The organism is Lactobacillus sp. ESL0785 (genome assembly GCF_029395455.1).
GTDB lineage: Bacteria > Bacillota > Bacilli > Lactobacillales > Lactobacillaceae > Lactobacillus.
Map to the genome: position 1 here is coordinate 211,797 of NZ_CP113916.1, position 24,319 is coordinate 236,115.

Annotated in this window: 25 protein-coding genes; 19 read left to right on the forward strand and 6 right to left on the reverse strand. The window is 37.7% G+C overall.

Annotation, left to right across the window (positions count from 1 at the left end):
• Positions 1-20 precede the first annotated feature (20 nt).
• Positions 21-1,508 carry an FAD-binding protein gene (locus tag OZY43_RS01070; protein WP_277165157.1) on the forward strand — a complete coding sequence of 496 codons (1,488 nt, stop codon included), beginning with the start codon at positions 21-23 and terminating at the stop codon, positions 1,506-1,508.
• Positions 1,509-1,547: 39 nt separating this feature from the next.
• A complete protein-coding gene (locus OZY43_RS01075) occupies positions 1,548-2,804 on the forward strand; it encodes an MFS transporter (RefSeq protein ID WP_277165159.1) in 1,257 nt (418 codons plus the stop codon).
• A 55-nt stretch (positions 2,805-2,859) separates the two neighbouring features.
• Here the strand turns inward: OZY43_RS01075 and OZY43_RS01080 are convergent, their stop codons facing one another.
• The 3 genes from OZY43_RS01080 to OZY43_RS01090 all read right to left on the reverse strand — a co-directional run bounded on the left by OZY43_RS01080 (position 2,860) and on the right by OZY43_RS01090 (position 4,872).
• Positions 2,860-3,867 carry a choloylglycine hydrolase family protein gene (locus OZY43_RS01080; protein ID WP_277165161.1) on the reverse strand — a complete coding sequence of 336 codons (1,008 nt, stop codon included), beginning with the start codon at positions 3,865-3,867 and terminating at the stop codon, positions 2,860-2,862.
• A gap of 103 nt (positions 3,868-3,970) precedes the next feature.
• Complete coding sequence (locus OZY43_RS01085; protein WP_277165163.1) at positions 3,971-4,432, reverse strand: DUF3021 domain-containing protein; 462 nt, start codon at positions 4,430-4,432, stop codon at positions 3,971-3,973.
• Entirely contained in the window at positions 4,429-4,872 is a 444-nt protein-coding gene (locus tag OZY43_RS01090) for a LytTR family DNA-binding domain-containing protein (RefSeq protein ID WP_277165165.1), read from the reverse strand. The genes OZY43_RS01085 and OZY43_RS01090 overlap by 4 nt, the downstream gene beginning before the upstream one ends.
• Before the next feature lie 429 nt (positions 4,873-5,301).
• On the opposite strand from OZY43_RS01090, the gene trpX reads away from it, so the two are divergent.
• The 6 genes from trpX to OZY43_RS01120 all read left to right on the forward strand — a co-directional run bounded on the left by trpX (position 5,302) and on the right by OZY43_RS01120 (position 10,483).
• Entirely contained in the window at positions 5,302-6,303 is a 1,002-nt protein-coding gene (gene trpX / locus OZY43_RS01095; RefSeq protein WP_277165167.1) for a tryptophan ABC transporter substrate-binding protein, read from the forward strand.
• Positions 6,300-7,202: an ABC transporter permease gene (locus OZY43_RS01100; protein ID WP_277165169.1), complete on the forward strand. Its 903-nt coding sequence runs from the start codon at positions 6,300-6,302 to the stop codon at positions 7,200-7,202. Before trpX ends, OZY43_RS01100 begins: the two co-directional genes overlap by 4 nt.
• Positions 7,192-7,971, forward strand: a complete 780-nt coding sequence (locus OZY43_RS01105; protein ID WP_277165171.1) for an ATP-binding cassette domain-containing protein — start codon at positions 7,192-7,194, stop codon at positions 7,969-7,971. Before OZY43_RS01100 ends, OZY43_RS01105 begins: the two co-directional genes overlap by 11 nt.
• Positions 7,972-8,029: 58 nt before the next feature.
• Positions 8,030-8,371 (forward strand): hypothetical protein, encoded by a 342-nt coding sequence (locus OZY43_RS01110; RefSeq protein WP_277165173.1) that lies wholly within the window; start codon positions 8,030-8,032, stop codon positions 8,369-8,371.
• Positions 8,372-8,509: 138 nt separating this feature from the next.
• Positions 8,510-9,487: an amidohydrolase family protein gene (locus OZY43_RS01115; protein ID WP_277165175.1), complete on the forward strand. Its 978-nt coding sequence runs from the start codon at positions 8,510-8,512 to the stop codon at positions 9,485-9,487.
• A gap of 21 nt (positions 9,488-9,508) precedes the next feature.
• A complete protein-coding gene (locus OZY43_RS01120) occupies positions 9,509-10,483 on the forward strand; it encodes an NAD(P)-dependent oxidoreductase (protein ID WP_277165177.1) in 975 nt (324 codons plus the stop codon).
• Between the two features lie 81 nt (positions 10,484-10,564).
• On the opposite strand, the gene OZY43_RS01125 is transcribed toward OZY43_RS01120, so the two are convergent.
• Positions 10,565-11,005 (reverse strand): MerR family transcriptional regulator, encoded by a 441-nt coding sequence (locus OZY43_RS01125; protein WP_277165179.1) that lies wholly within the window; start codon positions 11,003-11,005, stop codon positions 10,565-10,567.
• Between the two features lie 236 nt (positions 11,006-11,241).
• Between OZY43_RS01125 and OZY43_RS01130 the strand changes: the two genes are divergently transcribed.
• Positions 11,242-12,669 (forward strand): MDR family MFS transporter, encoded by a 1,428-nt coding sequence (locus OZY43_RS01130; protein ID WP_277166299.1) that lies wholly within the window; start codon positions 11,242-11,244, stop codon positions 12,667-12,669.
• A 3-nt stretch (positions 12,670-12,672) separates the two neighbouring features.
• The gene (locus OZY43_RS01135; protein WP_277165180.1) at positions 12,673-13,416 is read left to right on the forward strand and encodes a DUF4811 domain-containing protein; all 744 of its coding nucleotides are present in this window, start codon (positions 12,673-12,675) and stop codon (positions 13,414-13,416) included.
• A 65-nt stretch (positions 13,417-13,481) separates the two neighbouring features.
• Here the strand turns inward: OZY43_RS01135 and OZY43_RS01140 are convergent, their stop codons facing one another.
• Positions 13,482-14,243 (reverse strand): DeoR/GlpR family DNA-binding transcription regulator, encoded by a 762-nt coding sequence (locus OZY43_RS01140; RefSeq protein WP_277165182.1) that lies wholly within the window; start codon positions 14,241-14,243, stop codon positions 13,482-13,484.
• A 204-nt stretch (positions 14,244-14,447) separates the two neighbouring features.
• Here OZY43_RS01140 and ulaG point away from each other — a divergent pair, with 204 nt between their 5' ends.
• From ulaG to OZY43_RS01185, 9 genes are all read left to right on the forward strand, one after another.
• A complete protein-coding gene (gene ulaG / locus OZY43_RS01145) occupies positions 14,448-15,521 on the forward strand; it encodes an L-ascorbate 6-phosphate lactonase (protein ID WP_277165184.1) in 1,074 nt (357 codons plus the stop codon).
• A 34-nt stretch (positions 15,522-15,555) separates the two neighbouring features.
• A complete protein-coding gene (locus OZY43_RS01150) occupies positions 15,556-16,032 on the forward strand; it encodes a PTS sugar transporter subunit IIA (RefSeq protein ID WP_277165186.1) in 477 nt (158 codons plus the stop codon).
• Between the two features lie 4 nt (positions 16,033-16,036).
• The gene (locus OZY43_RS01155; RefSeq protein ID WP_277165188.1) at positions 16,037-17,533 is read left to right on the forward strand and encodes a PTS ascorbate transporter subunit IIC; all 1,497 of its coding nucleotides are present in this window, start codon (positions 16,037-16,039) and stop codon (positions 17,531-17,533) included.
• Between the two features lie 35 nt (positions 17,534-17,568).
• Entirely contained in the window at positions 17,569-17,874 is a 306-nt protein-coding gene (locus OZY43_RS01160; protein WP_277165190.1) for a PTS sugar transporter subunit IIB, read from the forward strand.
• 11 nt (positions 17,875-17,885) lie between these two features.
• Positions 17,886-18,524 (forward strand): 3-dehydro-L-gulonate-6-phosphate decarboxylase, encoded by a 639-nt coding sequence (locus OZY43_RS01165; RefSeq protein WP_277165192.1) that lies wholly within the window; start codon positions 17,886-17,888, stop codon positions 18,522-18,524.
• Positions 18,525-18,598: 74 nt separating this feature from the next.
• Positions 18,599-19,480 (forward strand): L-ribulose-5-phosphate 3-epimerase, encoded by an 882-nt coding sequence (locus tag OZY43_RS01170; protein WP_277165194.1) that lies wholly within the window; start codon positions 18,599-18,601, stop codon positions 19,478-19,480.
• A 12-nt stretch (positions 19,481-19,492) separates the two neighbouring features.
• Positions 19,493-20,188 (forward strand): L-ribulose-5-phosphate 4-epimerase, encoded by a 696-nt coding sequence (locus OZY43_RS01175; protein ID WP_277165196.1) that lies wholly within the window; start codon positions 19,493-19,495, stop codon positions 20,186-20,188.
• Positions 20,189-20,264: 76 nt separating this feature from the next.
• Complete coding sequence (locus tag OZY43_RS01180; protein WP_277165198.1) at positions 20,265-22,175, forward strand: beta-glucoside-specific PTS transporter subunit IIABC; 1,911 nt, start codon at positions 20,265-20,267, stop codon at positions 22,173-22,175.
• Positions 22,162-23,562, forward strand: a complete 1,401-nt coding sequence (locus tag OZY43_RS01185; protein WP_277165200.1) for a glycoside hydrolase family 1 protein — start codon at positions 22,162-22,164, stop codon at positions 23,560-23,562. The genes OZY43_RS01180 and OZY43_RS01185 overlap by 14 nt, the downstream gene beginning before the upstream one ends.
• 46 nt (positions 23,563-23,608) lie before the next feature.
• Here OZY43_RS01185 and OZY43_RS01190 read toward each other — a convergent pair whose 3' ends face one another.
• Complete coding sequence (locus OZY43_RS01190; protein ID WP_277165202.1) at positions 23,609-24,265, reverse strand: hypothetical protein; 657 nt, start codon at positions 24,263-24,265, stop codon at positions 23,609-23,611.
• Positions 24,266-24,319: the final 54 nt, after the last annotated feature.

Genomic DNA, 24,319 nt, shown 5'->3' on the forward strand with positions numbered 1-24,319 from the left:
TGAATTAAGAGGAGAAAAATATGGAAGCAACTAATTATGATGTAATTGTAGTTGGTGCAAGTAATGCAGGTGGAATGGCTGCATGTGCTGCTGCAGAAAAGGGTGCGAAGGTACTTTTAATTGATAAGCAAGGAAGTGCAGGTTATTTATACCGCTTGTCAATAGCCGGAATTGATACAAAAGCTCAAAAAAAAGCAGGCATCAAAGTAGATAAAACGAAGTTAATTAACTTCTTATCAGCTTTCACGCAAGATAATATTGACCAACGCTTGCTTTGGAAATGGGCAGATAATAGTGCTGAAACTGTGGATTGGCTTGAAGATAATGTCTTAAAACCACATAATTGTCACTTATTTGCTGAAAAAGATGCTTCATATGAAACGCTAATTAATACCTCTTTTCCAACAGAACATGATGTTGCTAGTGCTGATGGAAAAGATGTTTTTTATGGTCAATGGGTAATTGATAAGGCTGTTGAGTTGGGAGTTACTACTAAATTTAACACAAAATTAGAAAAATTGATTACTGATGATTCAGGTAAAGTCATTGGCATTGCTGCCGGGGACCGCAGAACTGGTGCTATGACAGAATATATGGCACGTAAAGGCGTAATTTTATGTACGGGTGGATATGGCTCTAACGAAGATTTAATGAAGAAATGGGATCCATTAGCATTAAAAAAGAATGTTTATTCCGACAGTCCACGTGATGATGGTTCAGGAATTATAGCAGCAATGGAGATTGGTGCAGCTAAAGATGAAGAACCAGCAGAGATTGTGTTTAATCGTGGGGCTGTTCCTGTTGGTACAAATGCTAAAGAATATTATATCAAAGGCTTTAAGGATGTTGGTTATTTCTGGATGGGATCATATCCATTATTAAAAGTAAATCTAAATGGAGAGCGTTACTTTAATGAAAGTGAACCTTATGAATTTGATACAAATAGTTCAGCTAAACAACCAGGATATTTAGAAGCTGCTATTTGGGATGAAGATACATTAGATAATTTAGCACAATTTCATACTGAAGGATGTGCAAGATTAGGATGGCCAGGTTTCTATAATACAGAAGAAAATCGGGATGAAATTGCTTCTAGATTAAAAGAGGGTTTTATTCAAAAGGCTGATACGATTGAAGAACTTGCTGATAAATTAGATATGCCTAAGGATAATTTAGTAAAAAGCGTTACTCGCTATAATCAAATGTGTGCTCAAAAGAAGGATACAGATTTTGGTAAAGAAGCATTTAGATTAGTTCCGGTTACTAAAGGCCCATTTTATGGTGCAATTTTAGGTGGTAGATTATTAGCTACCCTTGATGGCTTACGCATTAATACAAATATGGAAGTTATTACAGAAGAGGGGAAAGCTATTCCTCATTTATATGCAGCAGGTAATTGTAGTGGTGGTTTCTTCTGGGGTAGTTATCCTGATCATGTCCCAGGTTTAACTTGCAGTCATGCACAAACTTTTGGTAGATTAGCTGGGCAAAATGCTGCTGAAAATTAATATTAATGTTAAAAAACAAAATTTATAGAAAGGCAAATAATGAAAACAAAACAGAAAATTTATCCATGGATAATAATCTTGGCTGTTGGCTTACTAGCAAGTGTTATGGAAGATACATTTACTGGAATGATTAGTCTTTTCTTGGATCCATTAGTTAAATCAATGGGTGCTAGTTTAACGGTTACATCAATGTATTACACAATTGTTAACTTAGCACTTGCTGCTACTATGCCCTTAGTTGGTAGGTTTATTGAAAAAATAAATTTAACTTTTACAATTTTAGCGGCAATTATTATTGGCTCTGGTAGTATCTTTTTATTATCACATGCTTCAAATATTTGGACAATGTATATTTTAGCTGCAGTAATTGGTGTTTGTTGTGGCTTTAGTGGATTGGTTATTCAAGGCATAGTTATTAATAATTGGTTTGAAAAGAGAAGAAATTTTGCGTTTACTGCTGCTTCTTTTGTAGCAACTATTTATTTACTTATTATGACGCCAGCAACTACGTTAATGATTGCTAATATTGGTTGGCGAACTACAATGATGATTTTATCTATCATTGCTTTGGTAGTTGGAATTCCATCTGCATTAGTTATTAGACTAAAACCGGAAAAAATCGGCTTAAAGCCTTATGGTTATGATTTAAGTAGTGAAGAAGAGGAAGATACTGAAGAAGATAAAAGTTCGGGTAGTTTTTCAAGTAAGACGGTTATTTTTTCCGGTGCATTTTTAATTGTGTTATTATTCTTCATTTTTATTGCTTTTGCTTCTAATATTAATCAACTGTTCCCAACTTATGCTACTTCAGTAGGTTTTGGCTCAACTACAGGTGGATTAATGGAAACAATCATGACAGCGGTTGATATTGTAATTGCTCCTATTTTCGCTTTTACTACTGATAAATTTGGTGGTAGGAAAGCTTTACCTGTGTGGTTATTTGGTGGCTTTTTAACTTTTATACTTTTGATAACTGCTACTAATACACATACAGTTGCTTTTGCACTTGTAGCTGCAGTTGGTGCAGATATTTTGACTGATATTTATGGTCCAGGTCAACAAATATTTGCTCGTGATATGTTCGGTGAAGCTTTTGATATAGGATATTCATATGTAAATACTATTACATATATTTTAGCTGCTTTTGCTGTGCCACTTTTGAGTATGATTTATGATTCAACTAAGACATTTAATGCTGTATTCATGTTTGGTGCTATTTTAATTGCAGGAATGATTTTGCTAGTATTTATTGGTCGTAAATATCGCTTCAATAAGAAGCCGGATCAGGTAAAATAATTAATATTATAAAAAAGCATGTTCACTATTTAATGTGAACATGCTTTTTATTTTTCTAATTTTGGTAATCAATGTCTTCTTTAGGGTTGACCTTGAATTCTTTATAATCTGTTTCTTGCAATAATTCTGGAGTTAAACGTACGCAGCGAATTCGTTGGTTGTTGTAAGTTGAGTAGTAATAGCTTCTGGATTCGGCACAGATGTAGGCACTGTAACAAGTATAATCAAAGGTATCGTTAGGTGTAACAACAATTCCGCGCGGGATGCTGACAGGTTCAAGCATATGATGAGCAAGGCTGACAGCAGCAGTTTCATCAGCTGGCTGTTCGACGTTGTTCTTCATGAAGGCAGTTCTGACGAAGCGAGAAACTGGAGTATAATCACCTGGCAAGCCGAAGGTACCAGAACCCTGACTGAATGGCTTTAAAGTTTTGCCTAAAAAGGCAACATCGTCATGCTGCTTAGGAGTAATTGACAAATAATTGCGCAAATTAGTTTCATGCCAACGATAATCAGGACTGTTAGTCATGACACCAATTGAATCCTTAATGATATGAACACCATCTTCTTCAGGTTCAACGATTAGGCTTTTGCCGGTAGTGTCAGAAAAGATAAAGTGCAGTGGCGAGACAGCCTTAAGTGTTGGGTTGGCGTCATTTACAATTGTGATTTGCTCTTGGAAAAGCTCTGCAACATCGTCTAAGTTAGCAGCTTGTGACAAAATTACAGAAATCACTTTGTCAGGTGAGACTGCCCAAGTACCAGCTTGCGCTTTTTCGTGGTAACTGGCATAACCTGGGAAGTACAGAGTGGCACCCATGACACCTTTGTCGTTAACACCATCAAAAGTTACAGGGGCATGGTCGTATTCCTGAATTTCGCCTAAGCCGATAAAAGCTCTCTTGCTAGTGATTTCTTGCTCAACACTGTAAGCAACTTTAAAAGTTTTGTTGATGGGTGTATAAACGACTTGTTCAGCCATTTCCATCATAAAGTCCATTGTTCGTGACAAAAAGTGCTTTTTGTCCTTAGTTTCTAGTGTAAAACTGCTACAACCAATCATTGGTTTTCCTCCGTAAATTAAAATATTATGTTTCTAAGATTATAAGAAATGATTATAGGAGTTTTGATAAGATGATTCAAGGAGATGAAACGAATAATTATTATTAATTGTTTTCTTTGATTGCGCGGTTAATTTTACTGATTTGCTTTTTTGCTTTAAGCATTGAAATGTACCAAATAATGGCGTAAACAATGATGAAGATTAGGGTATAAAGACTGAACCACAGGAAGTTTAGCGGGAACCAGCCTGCTAAAATGGCCAGAGGTGTAAACAAGCAAAACATTACAATGAAGTGAATAACTGTTTGCTTAGTAATGCTCCATCTTTCTTGCATGAAGATAATCGCTGAAGCTCCTCCTAGAAAGCCCATCAGAGCCCAGAGAATTGCAGAAATTAAAGTTGCTAAGGTAACAGAAGAAAATCTGTGTAAGAAGGGTGGATTTGATGGCACGAAGTAGTTTGTTTGGTCAATAAGATTACAGCAGAGGGCAATAATAAAGCCGATAGCAATACCTGATAGAATGCCTGAGCAGCCATAACGGATGATTTTTTTAAATAATTTCATTGTAAAAATTCCTTTCTTAACTTTTGCATGTATCTTCTTGAGGTAAAAGTTGTTTCGCCAGTAGTTAAATTGACCTGATAGCAGCCGGTCTTGGTTAAAGTCAAGCTATCAATACTAGCAAGACTAACAATTTCAGAACTGGAGATCTGAATAAAAGTATTTGGCGGCAAACTGTTGTTTAATTCGTATATTCTTGCCTTTATGCGATAGGTCTGCCCACCTGCTTCACAGACAACATATTTATTTTGCGTATAAAAGCGGGTAATTTCATAAAGTGGAATCATTTTGATTTGGTTATTTCTACTTCCTTGAATTTGCCAGTCGTTAACTAGATGTTTGATAGAACAGGCCATTTTTTCTAACTTAGTGGTTTTCTTATCCGTATTAATAGCAATCCAAGTGGGCTTAAACTGGGGATCTATGTTAAATTTTACAAGCATGTAATATTACTTCCTTTCTGTTGCCATTTTAAATATATTCGCTTTTTACTTAAATTACTATCTCTGGGAGATAAATGGTTATTTTTGCAGGTTAAATGGTCAAAGCTTTAAAAATTTGCTTGACATTAATTAAAAATCGGTTAAACTTAGGATAATTTATTAGAGAAAGGAAATAATTATGATTCAATCGTTCACATTAAACCTGAATAAGAGTTGGCAAAGCCAGCAGGATTGATCGTAATCGTCTTGAACGGATACGATCTGGCAAACAGTTTGTATCCGTGCTGACTACTTTTAACTTGACGAAGTTTGTTTGCATGGTAAAACGTGCAGCAGGCTTTGCGTCCTTAGGGCAGACCAGAGCAAAATGCTGGTTTGCCTTTTTTTGTTGTCAAAATGCCCGGATTTAACAAAAACTAAGGAGAAAAAATGAAACGAATGCTCGCATTTATTAGTGCAATTCTATTGTTTCTTGGGATTGACTTGGTAGTGGCTCCCAAAACCGCTAGTCAAACGGCGTCTAAATCAGAGGTCGTCCATGTTGGTATTTTACAAATGATGACCCACCCAGCACTTGATCAAATTCATCACGGAGTGGTCGCCGGCTTAAAAGAGGAAGGATTTACTACCGGCAAAAATCTCAAAATTGATTTTTTGAATGCCCAAGGAGACCAAAGCAACTTAAAAACGATGTCTCAACAGTTAGCTAATAAAGATTCACTACTGGTGGGAATTGCGACCCCAGCGGCACAGGCTCTAGCTAATAGTGCCCCTAAAACAACACCAATTATTTTGGCAGGGATTTCTACCCCAGCAGCTAGCGGTTTAGTCAAAAGTGAAGAGCGCCCCGGCGGCAATATCACGGGAACATCGGGACTCAACCCAGTATCTAAGCAATTTGCATTGCTGCACGCAATTATGCCGCGAGCTAAGAAAATCGGTATTATCTATACGTCATCAGATCATGGCGGCCAGACGAATGCTCACGCGTTTGCGCAAGTTGTTAAACAGGCAGGTCTAATCCCTAAGATGTATACCATTGCCAATACCAATGATCTTCAGCAAGTAGCTAATCAAATGGTAAGCCAAGTTGATGCGATTTATGCGCCCCAAGATAATGGTGTGGCTTCGGCAATGAAGACACTGGTAAATGTTGCTAATAATGCTAATATTCCGGTCTTTCCGTGTGCAGAAACGATGATGCCTGATGGCGGTCTAGCTTCTTATGTCATTAGTCAACGAGAAATGGGCAGGCTTGCTGGCGTGATGGCTGCGAAAGTCTTGCGTGGTAAAAAACCAGCGATTTATCCAGTTGCTACGGTTAAAAATGGCTATTATATGATAAATGAAAAGGAAATGCGTAAATTACATATTAAAATTCCAGCAGCAATTGTTCGTGCTGCTAGTCAACATGGGAAGGTGATCAAATGAATTTAATAACTTCAAGTATTGGGCAAGGATTATTATGGGCTCTACTAGGGCTTGCCTTATTTTTAACATTTCGCATTTTAAATTTTCCTGATATGACGGTTGAAGGGACATTCCCACTAGGTGCTGCCATTACAGTGACGGCAATTACTAAGGGGGCATCGCCATTGATGGCTACTTTCCTAGGATTTTTAGGCGGCGCGGCTGGCGGGTTAATTACCGGCTTACTTTATACCAAAGGTAACATTCCAATTTTGCTGGCGGGAATCTTGGTAATGACGGGCTGCTTATCGGTTAACTTGCGAATTATGGGCGGCTCAAATGTTTCATTGCTAGGGCAAAAGACCTTTTTCTCAGCTAAAATCTTCCAATCACTTCCACGGTATTTCGATAGTGTACTAATTGGCGGCGGGACAATTATTCTAATTACTATATTAATCGCTTTGTTTTTAGAAACTGATTTAGGACAAGCCTTCATTGTAACAGGTGATAACCAAATGATGGCGCGGTCACTAGGGATTAATACCGATAATATGACCATTTTAGGTTTAACTTTGTCTAACGGCCTAGTTGGTCTAGCTGGTGCCTTAATTGCGCAAAATAATGGTTATGCGGATGCCAATATGGGTATTGGAATTATCGTAATCGCGTTAGCTTCAATTATTATCGGTGAAGTAGTCTTCGGCTATTTAACGCTTAATCAGCGGTTAATTGCCGTAATTTTAGGTAGTATCATTTATCGTTTTGTCTTATTAATTGTTCTGCAATTAGGCTTTTCAACTAATGACCTAAATTTGATTTCGGCCATTATTTTAGCAATCTGTCTAATGCTACCCAAATTACGACATGCGTTAAAGTTGGACGGAATTTTACGTAAAGGGGTGAGCCAAAATGGAAAATAAGCAGGCAGTTTTGACTTTGGATAAAGTGACAACCACTGTTAACCAGCACACACCGGCAGAAGCAAAAATTTTGCGGAATTTGTCGTTAACAATTAATCAAGGCGATTTTATTACCATTGTGGGTGCCAATGGTGCTGGTAAATCAACGCTTTTTAATACTATCAGCGGGTTAATTATCCCGACAGCAGGCAGAATATTGCATCAGGGACAGGAGATTACCTACCAATCAGTTGAAAAAAGAACCAGCTTCATCAGTCGCGTTTTTCAAGATCCCAAGATGGGAACAGCACCGCGAATGACGGTTGCGGAAAATATTTTACTCGCTAAAAAGCGGGGCGAGCGACGCGGGTTACACTTGCGCAAGTTGGCTGCTCATAAAAAGCAATTGCGCGAAATCGCGGCCCAGATGGGTAATTCTTTGACTGATAAATTGGATACGCCAACAGAGCATCTGTCAGGTGGTCAAAGACAGACACTAAGCTTTTTGATGGCGACAATTAAACGCCCAGATATTCTCTTATTAGATGAACATACAGCAGCGCTAGATCCGAAAACTAGTCGTGAGTTAATGGCGCAGACCAGCCAAATTGTAACCGCGCAAAAGTTAACCTGCTTAATGATTACCCACAGCATGGAAGATGCGCTTAAATATGGCAATCGGTTGCTGGTTTTGCGCTCTGGTCAAGTAGTAGCTGACCTTAGCAATGAACAAAAAGCAAAGCTGAATTTGGACGAATTAATGGCAACCTTTAATGATACTGACGCTTAATTATGAAAAGCTGTGATTTTTCTGCAATATATTTGTATAATAATACAGAGGTGAAATCATGGAATTAGGTTCGATATCAGAATGGGTGACAGCATTTGCTGAGATTGCAGCTGTTTGTGTAGCATTATTTTTGCCATATTATGAAAAAAGACAAGAACGCAATAAGCGGTCACGCAATTTACGGTTGATTTTTAAGAGCTTGATTAAGGATGCGTTAGAAGAAAATAGTACTAAAAAACTCGCGTCATATTACAAGATCAGTTATTTAGTTAATGATAATGAAAATGATGAGCAGGTATTTTCTTTAGTGCAACAAGCGATTAAAATCATTAATGATAATCAGATTACGCCTGAGCAAAAAAATAAAGATATTCAAGGAATTATCGCTTGCTTTGATTAAATAAAACCACGTCTAGAGTTAGGCGTGGTTTTTAATTTATAATTCGGTTTAAGTGTTCATGACGGCAGAGACGAAAGTTGATTTGAAAAATATTAGTTTATTAGTAGTAAACTAAGAATTAACAACGGAGGTTTAATAATGAAAAAGATTGATGGGCACTTGCACTTAGTGCGTTCACTTGCCGGCTTTAATGGTAAAGGTAGTCTAACAGCTTTAGGCAATGGTCGCGCGATTTGGGATAATGATCAAACAGTAATTAAGTTACTTCCAGATGGCTGGGGAGATGATACTTTTACTGCTGAGTCAGCGCTAAAAGTCTTGGCAGCTAATGGGATTGATAAAGCCGTTTTGCTGCAAGGCAGTTTATACGGCTTTCAGAATTATTATTCTTATCAAGCAGTTAAAAAGTATCCTGACCACTTTATTGGTACCTTTTCTGTCGATCCCTTTAGTGAATTTTACATGCAAATTGTTAAACGATATGTTGAAAAACTGGGCTTTAGGGCAATGAAGTTTGAAATCAGTCAGGGTGGTGGCCTGACAGGTTATCATTTAACAACACCGTTTCGCTTGGATACGGATCTGCGTATTGGCCGCATTTTTCACTATCTTAGTGATTATCCCGGCTTTGTGGTAACGGTTGACTATGGTGATTATACACAAGCTAGTTATCAGCCAGAAGCAATTGCCAACTTGGCTAAAATGTACCCCAAGCTGGATTTTGTGGTTTGTCATTTGTCGTTTCCCAATGCAGATCATTTAAATCGTCTACAAGCTGCACTTAATGAGTGGCAGCCGTATTCGAATATCTATACTGATATTGCGGCAATTCAGGATATTGAAAATGAAACTGCGGAGCCATTCTTGCGTTGTCAACAAGATGTTGCTCTAGCTAAAAAGATCTTGGGTGCTAAGCGAATTATTTGGGGCAGTGATGCACCATGGTCAGCCACGTTTAATTCTTACCATAGTTTGTCAACTTGGTTAGAACGCACGTCAATTTTTACAACCGAAGAACTAACGGATGTGATGTACAATAATGCTGAACGGATTTATTTTAAAAAGACAGCAATTGCAGCTGTTGAGGCAGCTAGTGATCCAGCTATGAAAGTTTAGTTGTTAGAAGGGGAAAAGTTAATGCAACGGTCAAAAGTATTAGTAACGGGGAAAGTTCCTGAACAAGTAATAAAAAAATTACAGGAAGTATTTGATGTTACGTATCCACAGAATAGACGGTTTTCGCGTGTGGAAGTATTGCAAATGCTGCCTGAATATGATGGCGTGCTCTTAGTAGGATTAAAAGGTGACCGCGAATTAATTGATGCGGGCTCTAATTTGAAAATTATTGCGACTGTTGGTGTCGGCTTTGATCATATTGACATTGATTATGCACAAAAAAAGGGCATTGTCGTTGCGAATACGCCACAGGCAGTGCGACTACCGACGGCTGAAATGGCAATTGCATTGATGCTTGCGGTAGTGCGCCGGTTGCATGTGTATGACCAAGATTTGCGCGCGGGCAACTGGCCCGATCTTAGTGAATCGCAAAATATGGGGATGAGCCTAGCTGGCAAAACTTTAGGTATTTATGGCATGGGAAGAATTGGTAGTACAGTTGGTCAATTTGCCCAACTATTGGGAATGAAGGTTATTTATAATAAGCGGCACCCTTTAAGTTCTACTGAAGAACAAAAACTTAATGTTAAATATGCGGATTTTTCGACTTTAATTAAAGATTCCGATGTTATTACGCTGCACGCACCATTAACGCCGCAAACCGAGGGCGTTTTTGATAGTAGTGTTTTTAATAAAATGAAATCAACTGCTTATATTATTAATACAGCGCGAGGAAAACTGATTAATCAGACGGATTTAATTACAGCTTTAGAGAATAAGACAATCGCTGGTGCTGGACTTGATGTGTTTGCGGAAGAACCTGAAGTGCCAGAAGCTTTAGGTGCATTAGATAATGTTGTGTTGACGCCGCATGCAGGCACCGCTACATTAGAAGCACGCACAGCAATTGCTAATGAGGCTTCGGAAAATATCATTGCCTTATTGCGTGATGGACATGCTAAAAACATGGTTAATCAGGTTGCGCAGTATTTATAGATGTAGCTAAATATTTTGAACACAAAAAAAGCCGCCTTAATTAGCGGCTTGATTAATCTGACAATCTTAATGATTATCAGATTATTTTTTTTCTTTTAAAACAAATTTGATATCTTCTTGGCTTTCGATACCATAAATATGCTGTTTAGGGTTAGTAGCTAGGGGCCCTAAATCAAAAATTGTCTGGTCGTTTTCTTGTTTAATGCCATGAATACTACCTAAGAATAGGTGCAGGAGTGAGTGGACATTTTTTTGATATTCGGTCATCTTTTTAGCTGCTGCAGGTAAAGTATACCCTTCATTCAAAAAGAATTTAATCATTCTAATTTTTGCAATTTGATTAAAGGGCAGCTTAATTGCGCCATTTTCTGCTTTAGTAGTTTTAAGGTAGCCCATCTTGATCCAGTAGCGTACCTGAGTATCAGAGACATCGCTTGCTCTGGCGGCATCACGAATACTAAGGTAAATTTTATCAGGTTTAACGATTTGGTTCAGCCATTCGGCATAAGTCTCTTGTTTCATTTGTTACTCCTAATTTACTTAGTATTATTATAAAACTTTTTGGCATAATTTATTAGCTAGTTAGGAAGTATTTTAACATAAAAAGCATCAGTGTTAATTTTTTAACCTCAATATCAAATATTTGACATTAAATATGAACTATTTTATATTAGAAAACATCTTGTTTAAAAATATGAAAGAAGGAAACTGTTTTGGCAAAAATTGCTGATAATAAAACAAGTTCATTTGGTAGAGCAATGTTGATTATTGTGCTTTTAGTCGGAACCTTTTGTACGGTTTTGAACCAAACGCTACTTTCAACTGCATTACCTAAATTAATGTCGACGTTTAATATTTCAACTGCTACAGCACAATGGTTGACAACTGGGTTCTTGATGGTTAACGGAATCATGATACCGTTATCAGCGTACTTAGCAACTACAATTAACACTAAGTGGTTGTACACAGGTGCCATGGTAATTTTCCTTGGTGGTACAATTTTAGCTTATAGTGCACCTAACTTTGGTACATTGCTGACAGCACGTTTAATTCAGGCTGTTGGGGTTGGTATTTCAATGCCACTGTTGCAGACAATTATGTTATCAATCTTCCCAGCTAATTCACGTGGGGCTGCCTTAGGTCTTGTAGGAATTGTCGTTGGGGTTGCACCAGCAATCGGGCCAACCTTATCTGGCTGGATTATTGATAATTACAACTGGCGTGTTCTGTTTGGCATGTTAATTCCATTAATGGTGATCGTTATTGTACTGTCACTCTTCTTCATGAAGCCGGTACTTAAAACAACTAAGCAAAAGCTTGATTGGCTATCATTAACACTCTCAACAGTGGGATTTGGTAGTTTACTTTATGGTTTTTCTGCTGCTGGTAATGATGGCTGGGATGCAAAGAATGTTGATATTGCCCTAGTTGTTGGTGTTATTGTAACGGCACTATTTGTTTGGCGGCAATTAGTAATTCCTAAGCCATTCTTACAATTGCGGGTATTTAAGACTAAGGAATTTACTTTGGCATCAGTAATGGCTTCAATTTCCACCATTGCGATGTTAGGGGTTGAATCTGTCTTACCATTATATTTGCAAATTGTTCACGGCATGAGTGCATTTAACTCAGGTTTAACTTTGCTTGCCGGTGCTGTGGTGATGACTTTAATGAGTCCAATTACCGGTCGCTTATTTGATGAAATTGGTGGTAAACGCTTAGTTACATTGGGTATGTCCTTACTTATTTTAGGGACGTTGCCATTTTTATGGTTGACTTTGGATACACCAGATATCTACATTGTCTTCTTATATGCAATTAGAATGTTTGGTATTTCAATGATTACGATGCCGGTAACTACTTCAGGAATGAATGCTTTGCCGGATGACTTAATCGCTGACGGGACAGCTTCAAATAATACAGTGCGGCAGATTGCTTCATCAATTGGTTCGGCAATTATGATTACTTTATTAACTAATGTTACTAATGCTAAGGCACCAACTAAGTCGTTATTAAAGGCAGCACCGTTTAGCTATAAGCAAAAGTACTTAACTGCAACTTTAGACGGATACCATGTAGCATTCATGTTCTCATTAGTCTTTGCAGTTATCGGTTTATGTCTTTCATTCTTCTTAAAGGATAAACGGACACCTAGTCATGATATTAAATTAGAAGGCGGTGAATAATAAATGATTTTAGCAACATTAGTTATTGGAGCACTTGCAGCTTTTATCAGTTATATCTTTATTAAAACGCCTAAATGGCGAATTATAGCAACAATCGTTTCAGCAGTAATTTTAATTAGTTCACTTGTCTTCTTAACTTTGAACAGCCATGACCATTATGGTATGCATCAGGAAACGACAACTAAGACTGTGCAAGTTTATCCAGCAAGTACTAAGAATGGCTTGAATATGGTTCTGTATAAGCCAGTTGGAACCAATGGTAAAGAAACAGTTGTCGTTTATAAGAAGACCTTAGACCAAAAGAAGCCTAGTCATACACAAGCTAATGAATTAACGGCAGCGAATAACCACGTTAAGCGTGTATCAGGTGACACGGCAACGTTAAAGGTTAAGGAAACTCGTTGGCGCTTTGATTCAAGTGCAGCTAAGTTGTGGTTTGGTGTTTCTGGTTTAGAAAATAAATTAGTTAAACGTTCAAATACATTCTATTTACCTAAAGCTTGGTTCTATTTATCAACTGATCAAGCTAAGGCAATGCAAAAGAAAATGTCAGCCATGAAGTCTAAAGCAGCTCAGCAAAAGCTGAAACAGCAGGCACAGCAATATGTAATGGCACAAATTAAGCAAGCTATGATGAAGAATCCGGCTTTGGCAACTGATAAAGCTAAGCAGGCTAGCCTAGCTAAACAATACGTTCAAAAATTTCAACAGCAAATGTTTAAAAAGGTTATTAAATCTTTAAAATAAATTGCATAAATTAAAACAGCAAAAAGTATGATCCATACTTTTTGCTGTTTTTGTTTGCTTAAATTTTATAGCTGAACCTGAATGACTTGAATTCCAGCTTTAATAAAGCCGGCAATAATGTCCTTGGGTGTAAAAGAGTCAGTGATTAGCAAGTCAATGTCGGTTGCCTGACAAATTGTGAAGTTAGAAAATTGGCTGAATTTACTATAATCTGCAACCACAATCAGTTTGCGTGCGTGCTTGATAATTGCCTCATTAACTTTGGCTTCTTCAATAAATGGTGTAGCAACTCCACGACTTAAACTAAGTCCGGCGCAACCAATAATTGCCCAATCGGCATAAATTTTTAAGAAGGGTTCGACTGCTAAGTCACCGCTCATAATCATTTTGCGGCTGACATTACCGCCGCTCAAGATAATTTTGCTATTGCTGGCATGCATGTCTAAGTTTCCGGCATAACCGTTATTAGTTAGAATATTAACGTCTTTTTTCAATAAATATGGTATTGCTTCAAATGCGGTTGTACTTGAATTAATAAAAACCCAATTATGCTTTTCAATATGAGACGAGGCTTCTTTACCAATTCGTTGCTTGATATAACTGACGGAATCTGTAAAGGGGATTTCTTCTGGTTTAACTAGTGAAATAATGCCTTTTTCCTGTTCTATTTGCCCTTGATTAGCTAAATTGCTGCAATCTCGGCGAACGGTCATGATTGAGACACCGAGCTTTTTACTGAGATCATCTAATGAAATGTTTTTTTCATGATTAAGTAAATCAATAATTTTTTTTCTTCTATTTTTAATTTCTTGGTATGAATTCTTCATTTTCCTGTCCTAATATTAACAATATTATTCTAAAATTTATGATAAAAAATATCATAAAAATGTATTAAACTCAACATTTTATTTTCGGTTTTGATAAAACACCATAAAAATAACAAATTATCATAAAATATGATTGAAAGCGATAACATTATACAATATAATTTGTTTTGAAAACAAACAAGATAAACTCTTAGGAGGAAAAAGATGACAAAACCTACAAATATAAACGAAGTTACACCTGCTGTTTTTGCAGAAAACAATTTTCCTGAATGGGGAACATATTTAAATGAGCAAATTGCCGAAAAGAAAGTGCCAGAAAATTCATTTTCAATTTGGTGGCTTGGCTGTATGGGCATGTGGCTGAAGACTCATGAAGGAACAAATATTGCCATTGATATGTGGAATGGTACAGGTAAGCATACACATGGTGACGGCAAGATGCGTAAAGGACACCAAATGATGCGGATGACTGGTGGTGAAGCCTTGCAGCCTAACATGCGCAATAAGCCATACGTTATTGATCCTTTTGCAATTAGAGATTTGGACGCTTTGTGTGTAACCCATACGCACCACGATCATTTGGATATTTATACTGCAGCTTGTGTAAACAAGTTCTGTCCTAATGCTAAATTTATTGGGCCTCAGGGAGTTGCTGATGAATGGAAGTCATGGGGCGTTCCTGAAGAAAAAATTATCGTAGTCAAACCAGGTGATGAAGTTAAAGTTGGTGCTGTAACTATTAAGGCTTTGGAAGCTTTTGACAGAACCGAACTAGTAACTGAAGATGATCCTAATGTTAAATTAGCTGGTACTAAGCCAAAAGAAATGGCCAAGTTAGCAGTAAATTATCTGCTTGAGACTTCAGGAGGTAATTTGTATCACTCAGGTGACTCACACTATTCTAATACTTATGTTAAACATGGTAATGAAAATAAGATTGACGTTACTTTGTGTGCTTATGGTGAAAATCCACGTGGTATCACTGACAAGTTGGATGATTCCCAAGTATTGCGGATGGGTGAAGCTCTGAATACTAAGGTAATTATTCCAATGCACTATGATATCTGGACCAATATTTATAGTGATCCGAAAGATATTTTAGCTCTGTGGAGTCGGAAGAAGTACCGTCTGCAATACAAGTTTAAGCCATATATTTGGCAAGTTGGCGGTGAATTTGATTATCCACAAGACAAAGATAATTTTGAGTATATGTATGATCGCGGCTTCCACGATGCCTTTAAGAATGATCCAGATTTACCATTCCCAGAATTATTATAATTTCCTTTTTGAATAATGATGGCAGGAGGGAATCATGTTACGTTACTTTTTAGAAAATCATTTGATTAATATCAGTTCAAAACACCCTAAAGATTGGGAAGAAGCTATCAGAATTTCTGGTGAAGTGATGAAATCAAATGGTCTTGTTACTGACAAATATATTGATCAAGTAATTGCTGATGTGAAGGAATATGGTCCATATATTGTTATTGTACCTGGGGTTGCAATGCCTCATTCACAAGCAGATAGTTCAGGTGTTTTGGGGACTGGAATTGGTCTAACGATTTTTCCACAGGCGATTTCCTTCGATCAAAATGATCCAGAAAAGGATGCACAATTATTCTTTATGTTAGCTGCTAAGGATAATAAGCAACATATGGAAAATATTGCTAATTTATCCAATATGCTAATGGAAGATGGCTTAATTGCTGATCTGCGACAAGTAAAGAATTTACAAGATTACCAGCAGGTAATGGCTAAGTATGAGTTAAATAAGGAAGAGAGTAGGTAAAAGAATGCAAAATGTTTTAAATGTTTTAATGACCATTTGGAGCTACTTTGCCACTAATGTTTTAGGACAGCCTGCGTTCATGATCGGTTTTATTGTATTAATCGGTTATATCTTGGAACGCAAGAAGTGGTATGACGTTTTGTCTGGCTTTTTAAAAGCGACAGTTGGCTACTTTATTTTGTCAGCTGGGTCTGGTGGCTTAGTTAATACTTTTCGACCGATTTTAGTTGGGTTAAAAGATCGTTTTCATTTAAGTGCGATGATTATTGACCCTTACTTTGGTCAAAATGCTGTTAATGCTGGCATTATGCAACGATTTGGACGCTCATTTGCAGATACGATGTTGCTACTTCTGTTTGCCTACATCATCAATATTCTCTTAGTGCGCTTTTCTAAATATACTAAACTGCGTGCGGTCTTTACAACTGGGAATGTTCAAGTGCAACAGGCTGCAACTGCCTTTTGGTTGATTTTGTTCTGTTTTCCAAAGTTAAACAGATTGTCAATTTTGGCAATTATGAGTTTGATTTTGGGACTTTACTGGGCTGTTGGTTCGAACCTAACCGTTGGTATCACTCAGGAATTGACTGATGGTGCTGGCTTTGCCGTTGCGCACCAACAGATGTTTGGGATTTATTTCTTTGCTAAAATTTCAGAATTAATTGAAAAGCATTCAATGAAAAAAGGTAAAGCAGATAAGAATAAGCGTCTGGAAGATATTGAATTGCCAAGCTTTATGTCTATTTTTAATGACAATATGGTTTCAACTTCACTATTGATGCTGGTCTTTATTGGGGCAATTTTGATTGTGTTAGGACCAGATTACTTAACTAAGGCTCATTTTATGCAAAAGGGCCAAAGTTTTGTCTTTTATATTTTACAAACAGCCTTACAATTTTCAGTTTATCTTGCAATTTTGCAGCTGGGAGTTAGAACATTCGTTAACGAATTAACAGAATCATTCACTGGAATTTCTGACAGATGGCTGCCAGGTGCAGTTCCCGGAATTGATGTTGCTGCAACTTTAGGTTTTGGTTCACAAAATGCACAAACCATTGGTTTTATGTTTGGTGCCTTAGGTCAGTTTACGATGATTTTCTTACTGCTTATTTTCCATTCACCAACATTGGTTATTGCCGGCTTTATTCCTCTATTCTTTGATAACGCTGCAATTGGTTTGTATTCTAATGACCGTGGTGGTTATAAGTGTGCCATGATTATGCCGTTTATTTCTGGGTTAATTCAAGTTGCTGGTTCAGCACTGATTGCTACTTGGGTTGGAATGGCTCGTTACGGTGGTTATCTTGGTATGTTCGACTGGGCAACTGTTTGGCCATTCTTCACGGTAATCATGAAGTACTTAGGCTACATTGGGGTTGCTGTAATTGTTATTGGCTTATTGGCAATTCCGCAATTACAATACAGAGCAGATCCAGAAGGTTACTTCTTAATTACAGAAGATTATCCAGCTTGGGAAAAGCTAAATCATAAAGAAAAATAATAGTTATTAATTATAAGTTAAAGGATGGCATGATTATGAAAATTTTAACTGCATGTGCGAATGGTTCAGGTACTAGTTTAATGCTGATGCGGACTGTTAAAAAGACAATGGAAAAAATGGGTTACCAGATTACTAAGGCTGATCATACTTCGATTTCTGAAGCTAAAGGAATTGCACGTAATTACGATGTTGTTTTTACCTCAATTCCATTTATCAAAATGTTTGATGAAGTTAAAAAACGTGGCGGTGAAGTAATTGGCATTAAAAATGTAATTTCAGCTAAAGAAGTTGAAGATAAAGTTAATGCTTCTGATATTCCAACTAAATTTAAGAAAAATTAAGGGAGATAATCATGGCTATTCCAAAATTACAAGTTGCTTTAGATAGTGATAATACGGCACAGGCAATTAGTGTCTTGCGTAAGGTTGAAGATCTAATTGATGTTGTTGAAGCCGGAACGATTCTGGTTTATCGCGATGGTTTGAGTGCAGTGAGAAACTTGCGGGCAATGGCGCCAGATAAAATTGTGCTTGCTGATGTTAAATGTGCAGATGCTGGAACCAAGTGTGGCAAGTCCTGCAAAGATGCAGGTGCTGATTGGATGACTTGTATCAATGCAGCTACTGTACCAACGATGAGCAATGCACAAAAAGAAATTGAAGTTCAAGTTGAACTCTATGAAGGTTGGGATGACAAGGAGAGAATGCAGGCATGGCTTGATCATGGTATTCACCAAGTTGTCTACCATCAAAGTCGTGATGCCAAGTTTGCTGGGCAAAAGTGGTCTGAACAAGACGTTGAGAACGTTAAAAATCTGACTAAGATGGGCTTCAAAGTTTCCGTAACTGGTGGTGTTCACCCAGAAATTCTCAAGTTGTTTAAGGGTGTGCCCGTTTATACCTTTATTGCTGGTCGGGCAATTAGAGAAGCCGATGATCCGCGTGCAGTTGCACAACAATTTAAGGATGAAATTAATAATATTTGGGGTTAGTTAATAATTAGGGAAACTGGTGAATTTAGGTTCATGGTTTCCCTTTTATTTTGAAAATAACAAGGAGAAAACAAATGACAGTAAATTCTTTAGGTATTTACGAAAAGGCCTTGCCGCAAAACTTATCTTGGCAGGAAACGTTTGAATTAGTTCATCAATTAGGCTTTAATTTCTTAGAATTTTCAATTGATGAAAGTGATGAGCGCTTAGCGCGACTTGATTGGACGCGTGCAGAACGCCAGAAATTCCGTGATTTAATGTGGTTGACTGATACACGGATTAATAATCTGATGTTATCAGGACATCGGCGGTTTCCACTAGGGTCAGCTGATCCTGCTGTCCGCCAAAAATCATTAGAAATGATGCAAAAGGCAGTTGATCTTTGCGTAGATTTGGGCATCCATAATATCCAAATGGCTGGTTATGATGTTTATTATGAACAAAAAACCGCTTTATCACGTGAGTACTATGTGGAAAACTTAATTAAGTGTGTCCATATGGCAGCTAAGAAAAATATTATGTTGTCAATTGAGACGATGGATGATCCGTTTATTAATAATTTGTCTAAAATTGCGCACTATCATCAATTAACGAAGAGTCCTTGGCTGCAGGCTTATCCAGACTTGGGCAATTTAAGTGCCTGGCCAGAAAATGACGTTCCCGCTGAACTTGAAAATTACATTGATACAATTTGTGCAATCCATTTAAAAGATAGTCAAAAGGTTACGCCAACTTTTAAGGGTCAGTTTAAAAATGTCCCATTTGGGGCTGGCTGTGTTGACTTTGTGGGGTTATTACGTGAACTAGTGCGCTTAGATTATAATGGTAGCTTTACAATTGAAATGTGGTCAGGTGACAATGGTGATGCCAATGCCATTGATGAAGTTAAGGCGGCCAAGAGCTTCTTTGATAAGATTTTTATGCAAGTAGGAATTACGCAAGAAGCAGTTAAATAAGGAGAAAATAAAATGCTCGAAAAGTTAAAAGAAGAAGTTTATCAGGCTAATATGTCACTACCAAAACTCGATTTGGTGACTTTTACTTGGGGGAACGTATCCGGTATTGATCGTGAAGCTGGCTTATATGTGATTAAACCTTCAGGGGTACCTTACGAGGAATTAAAACCAGACGATCTGGTCGTTATTAATTTAAAAGGTGAGGTAGTTGAAGGCGATAAGAATCCGTCAAGTGATACACCAACGCATACTTATTTGTATAATCATTTCCCTAAGATTGGTGGTATTGTGCATACCCACTCACCGTGGGCTGTTTCGTTTGCGGCCGCGAAGATGGACATTCCAGCTTTAAACACAACACATGCGGATACTTTTTACACGGCAGTTCCAGCAGCCGATGCTCTGACTAAGGAAGAAATTGAAGAAGACTATGAAGGTAATACAGGTAAGACAATTGTCAGAACCTTTAAAGAGCGGCACTTAGATTATGAAGCAACACCAGCAGCTTTGGTTAGTCAACACGGTCCGTTTGCTTGGGGAGAGAATCCTAAGAAAGCTGTTTATAATGCTAAAGTTTTAGAAGTTGTAGCTGAAGAAGATTTTCATACTCTAGAATTAACTCACCAAAATTCAGAATTACCACAATATTTACTAGATAAACATTATTATCGTAAACATGGTCCGAATGCTTATTATGGACAAAAATAAGGTAATAGCAGTAAAGTTGAGATATTTAAAAAGCTATTATTGAATAAAATATTAATTTTCCAGAAAGGTAAAAATTATGGATTTTAAAGCTTTGGCTCAAGACATTTTGACTAATGTCGGCGGCAAAAATAATGTAGTTAGTTTGGAGCGATGCTTTACAAGGTTGCGCTTTGTTTTAAAGGATGATAGCAAGGCAAAGCCTGAGAAAATTAGTCATTTAAACGGAGTAATTCAGGTAATGAAGGCTAACGGCCAGTTTCAAGTTGTGCTTGGCAATAATGTTGGTAAGACATACGTTGAAATTGAACCACTGTTGGGTCAGCCGGCATCCAATGATGCTGCAGCTGAAAGTAGTACAACAGCGAAGGATAAAGTTGGCTTAGGAACGAAAATTCTTAACACAATTGCGGCTATCTTTACTCCGACAGTACCGGCAATTGCGGCTTCGGGGATGATTAAAGGAATTTTAGCTGTCGCTGTAATTATTGCCACTAATGTTTATCATACAGATATTACGAAGTTGAATACTTACATTATTTTAAGTGCAGCTTCTGATGCGTTGTTTTACTTTATGCCGATTATTTTGGCTAGATCTTCAGCTAAGGTTTTTAAAACCAATGAATATATCGCAATGGTAATTGCGGCTACGCTTTGTTATCCGTCAATTGTGACGCTAATGACGGGCAAGGCTACAGTTACACTGTTTGGCTTGCCAATTACTAAGGCCAGCTATACTTCATCAGTAATTCCAATTATTATTGCGGTCTTTATCTTGGCTTACTTAGAACGCTTTATTGATAAGATCATGCCAGATGTCTTAAAAATTATCATGGTGCCCACACTTTGTTTGTTAATTATGGTGCCGGCAACTTTGATGCTTTTTGGTCCCATTGGTATTTATATCGGGAACTTTATTAATTGGCTTTACTACTACATCATGCACTTTAGTCCAATCTTACTTGGAGCCTTTATTGGTGGTATTTGGTGCGTTTTGGTTGTGTTTGGTGCTCATAGAGCTATTATTCCGATTGGGATTAATGATGTTGCTAAGACCGGTCATCAGAACTTGTTGGCTTTTGCTGGAGCAGCTAATTTTTCTCAAGCTGGGGCAGCTTTTGGTGTCTTTTTGAAGACTAAAAATAAGAATATGAAGACAGTTTCGGCTTCGGCAACGGTTACCGCTTTGTTTGGTATTACTGAGCCGGCAATTTATGGGGCTAACTTACGACTTAAAAAGCCAATGGTCTATGCAATTATCAGTGGTGCCTTAGGTGGCGCACTTATGGGCTGGGGCGGTTCCTTTGGTAATGCTTTTGCTAATCAAGGGATATTAACGATTCCCGTCTATGCTAGCAGCGGTTTAAAGGGCTTTGTCTGCTATTTACTTGGGTGTGCGATTGCTTTCTTTGGTGCTTGTATTTTAACTGTTGTCTGTGGTTTTAAAGATTTACCTGAAGAACTAACTGGTGAAAATAATGATGAATTAACCAATATTCCGGTAGAAGTTGAAGAAGATGTTCAAATCACCGCGCCGCTTGCTGGTAAAGTAATTACCTTAGGACAGATTAACGACGAAGTCTTTGCGTCAGGAGCAATGGGCAAAGGTGTGGCTATTTTGCCGACTAAAGGTGAAATTGTGGCACCAAGCGATTGTGAGGTTCAGGTATTATATCCGACAATGCATGCTATTGGCTTGTTATTGGATAACGGTGTGCAAATTTTAATTCATATTGGTCGCGACACGGTTGAACTTAAAGGAAAGTATTTTACCAGTCATACTGAAGTTGGTGCCCATTTGAAGAAGGGAGATCCTATTGTTAGCTTTGATTGTGCTAAAATCAAGCAAGCAGGATATGACTTGACGACACCGGTAATCATCACGAATGCTGCCGCAGATGCTGAGGTGACAATTACTGATGAAAATCAAGTAACAGAGAATAGTGAATTAATGGAATTTAAGGGTAAAATAACTAATGAAAAAATTTAGGCAAGACTTTTGGTGGGGTGCCTCATCTTCAGCTTTTCAAATTGAAGGCGCTTGGAATGAAGCTGGCAAAGGTGAATCTATTGCCGATTATAATTCGTTTAAGCATTCTGGTGAGCAAGCAGATACTAAGGTAGCCAGTGATTTTTATCATCATTACCAGTCAGATATTAAATTGATGAAGCAGATGGGCATGAAAGTTTACCGCTTTTCAATTGCGTGGACGCGGATTATTCCGGATGGTGATGGTGCAATTAATCAGTCCGGAATTGACTTTTATAATCGTGTGATTGATGAATGTCTAGCTAATGAGATTATTCCTTTTGTGACGCTGTATCATTTTGACTTACCCTTGGCTTTAGTTAAAAAGTATCAAGGTTGGGCTAGTCGCGATTGTGTTAGTGCTTTTCGGCGGTATGCGCAAGTTTGCTTTAAAGCCTTTGGCGATCGCGTGCAAAATTGGCAGGTAATTAATGAGCAAAACTTGATGGTGCGGGTTAATGAACGGATGAATATGACTGCTGTTCCAGCTGCCCAAGTTGAGCAAGTTCGTGCTCAGATGGATTATCATATGTTCTTGGCTTGTGCGTATGTCATGAATGATTGCCACCAACTAGTTGTTAATGGTAAGATCGGCCCTGCAATTTCTTCAACGATGACGTATCCGATTAGTGATAAGCCACTTGATGTCTGGGCCGCTAAGATGAATGATAATTTTAAAACTAACTATGCCTTAGAAATGTATTGCTTTGGCAAATATCCGGGTTATTATGAATATTTTTTGCGACAGCAGGGAATCTATCCCCAAACTATGGCTGATGACAGCAAAGTTTTGCAGGCAGCTAAGCCTGATTTTATTGCAGTAAATTATTACCGAACTTTAGCGGCAGAGTATTTGCCAGCAGATGCTGAGCATCCAGTGGGTCAGCGTGTAAGTGATATTGATTTTGACTTGTATGGTTATTTTAAAATTAAAAAGAATGTGCATCTCAAAGCAACTGAGTATGGTGCACAAATTGACCCGCTGGGCTTGCGCCTGGTTTTGAATGAATATTATCAAAAGTATCGTTTGCCGATGATTATTACTGAAAATGGTTTGGGAACAGTTGACGAATTGACTGCCGATGGTAAAATTCATGACCAATATCGGATTGATTATCTCAAGGCTCATATTGCAGCTTGTTATGATGCAATTCAAGATGGGGTCGAGTTATTTGGTTATTGTCCGTGGTCAGTTATGGATATTTTGAGTTCGCATCAGGGCTTTAAAAAACGTTATGGCTTTATCTATGTTGATAGAACGGACTTTAATTTAAAGCAGCTGCGGCGAATTCCAAAAGATAGTTTTTATTGGTATCAAAAGGTTATTCAGAATAATGGTTTAGAATAAATGAAAAACTACATTTACCGGCTGGCAAATGTAGTTTTTTAGGCTATTAAAATTTTGTTTCTTTAATATCGTCTTCTGGACGGTGTTCTTGAATCCGTAAGACTTGCCAAGGAAAGCTGTCCACCGGGTCGGCAAGGTCAATTACTAACTCATTATTTTCATAATTAAACTTTAAGTCAACCCGTTTTTCAATCCATTCAACGCGGTTAGGCTCTTGCGTTAAACCAGAAACTGTAATTTGCTTAGGTAATGGACTTTTAACAAAAAGATATTTTTGGTAAGGCATGTGGCGGTTTTGCAGGACGAAACTGTTACCATCAGTGGTTAAACTGCATGGCTTGCTTTCATTAAAGGCGTGGCCAAACATGTGCATCCAGTTGTTGATCTGTTCAAGAACGGCTTGGCTGGCAGCAGTTAAGGTACCACTTTCAGTAATGTTAACATTAATGATGGTTGCTTGCCCTTTTTTGCGGTTAGTAACCAGCTCATTAATTACGTTATCTGCAGTCAGATCTTGGCCTGCTTGGTCTGCAGCCAAGGTAATTGTATATTTGGCACAGGCAGCTTGCATAGCTGTTTGGGCACTATCAGCGCTGACAGCACGGGCACCAATATCGCGAGCCGTTTTAACTAGGAGGTCGGCATTAACCTTTTTAGTATCTTTTAGTTTAAAATTTAAGACGATAGCAAAATCAGGATTCATCAAATCTCTCCTTAATAAATTAATATTATTAAGTTTAACTCTAAAAGAAGGAAA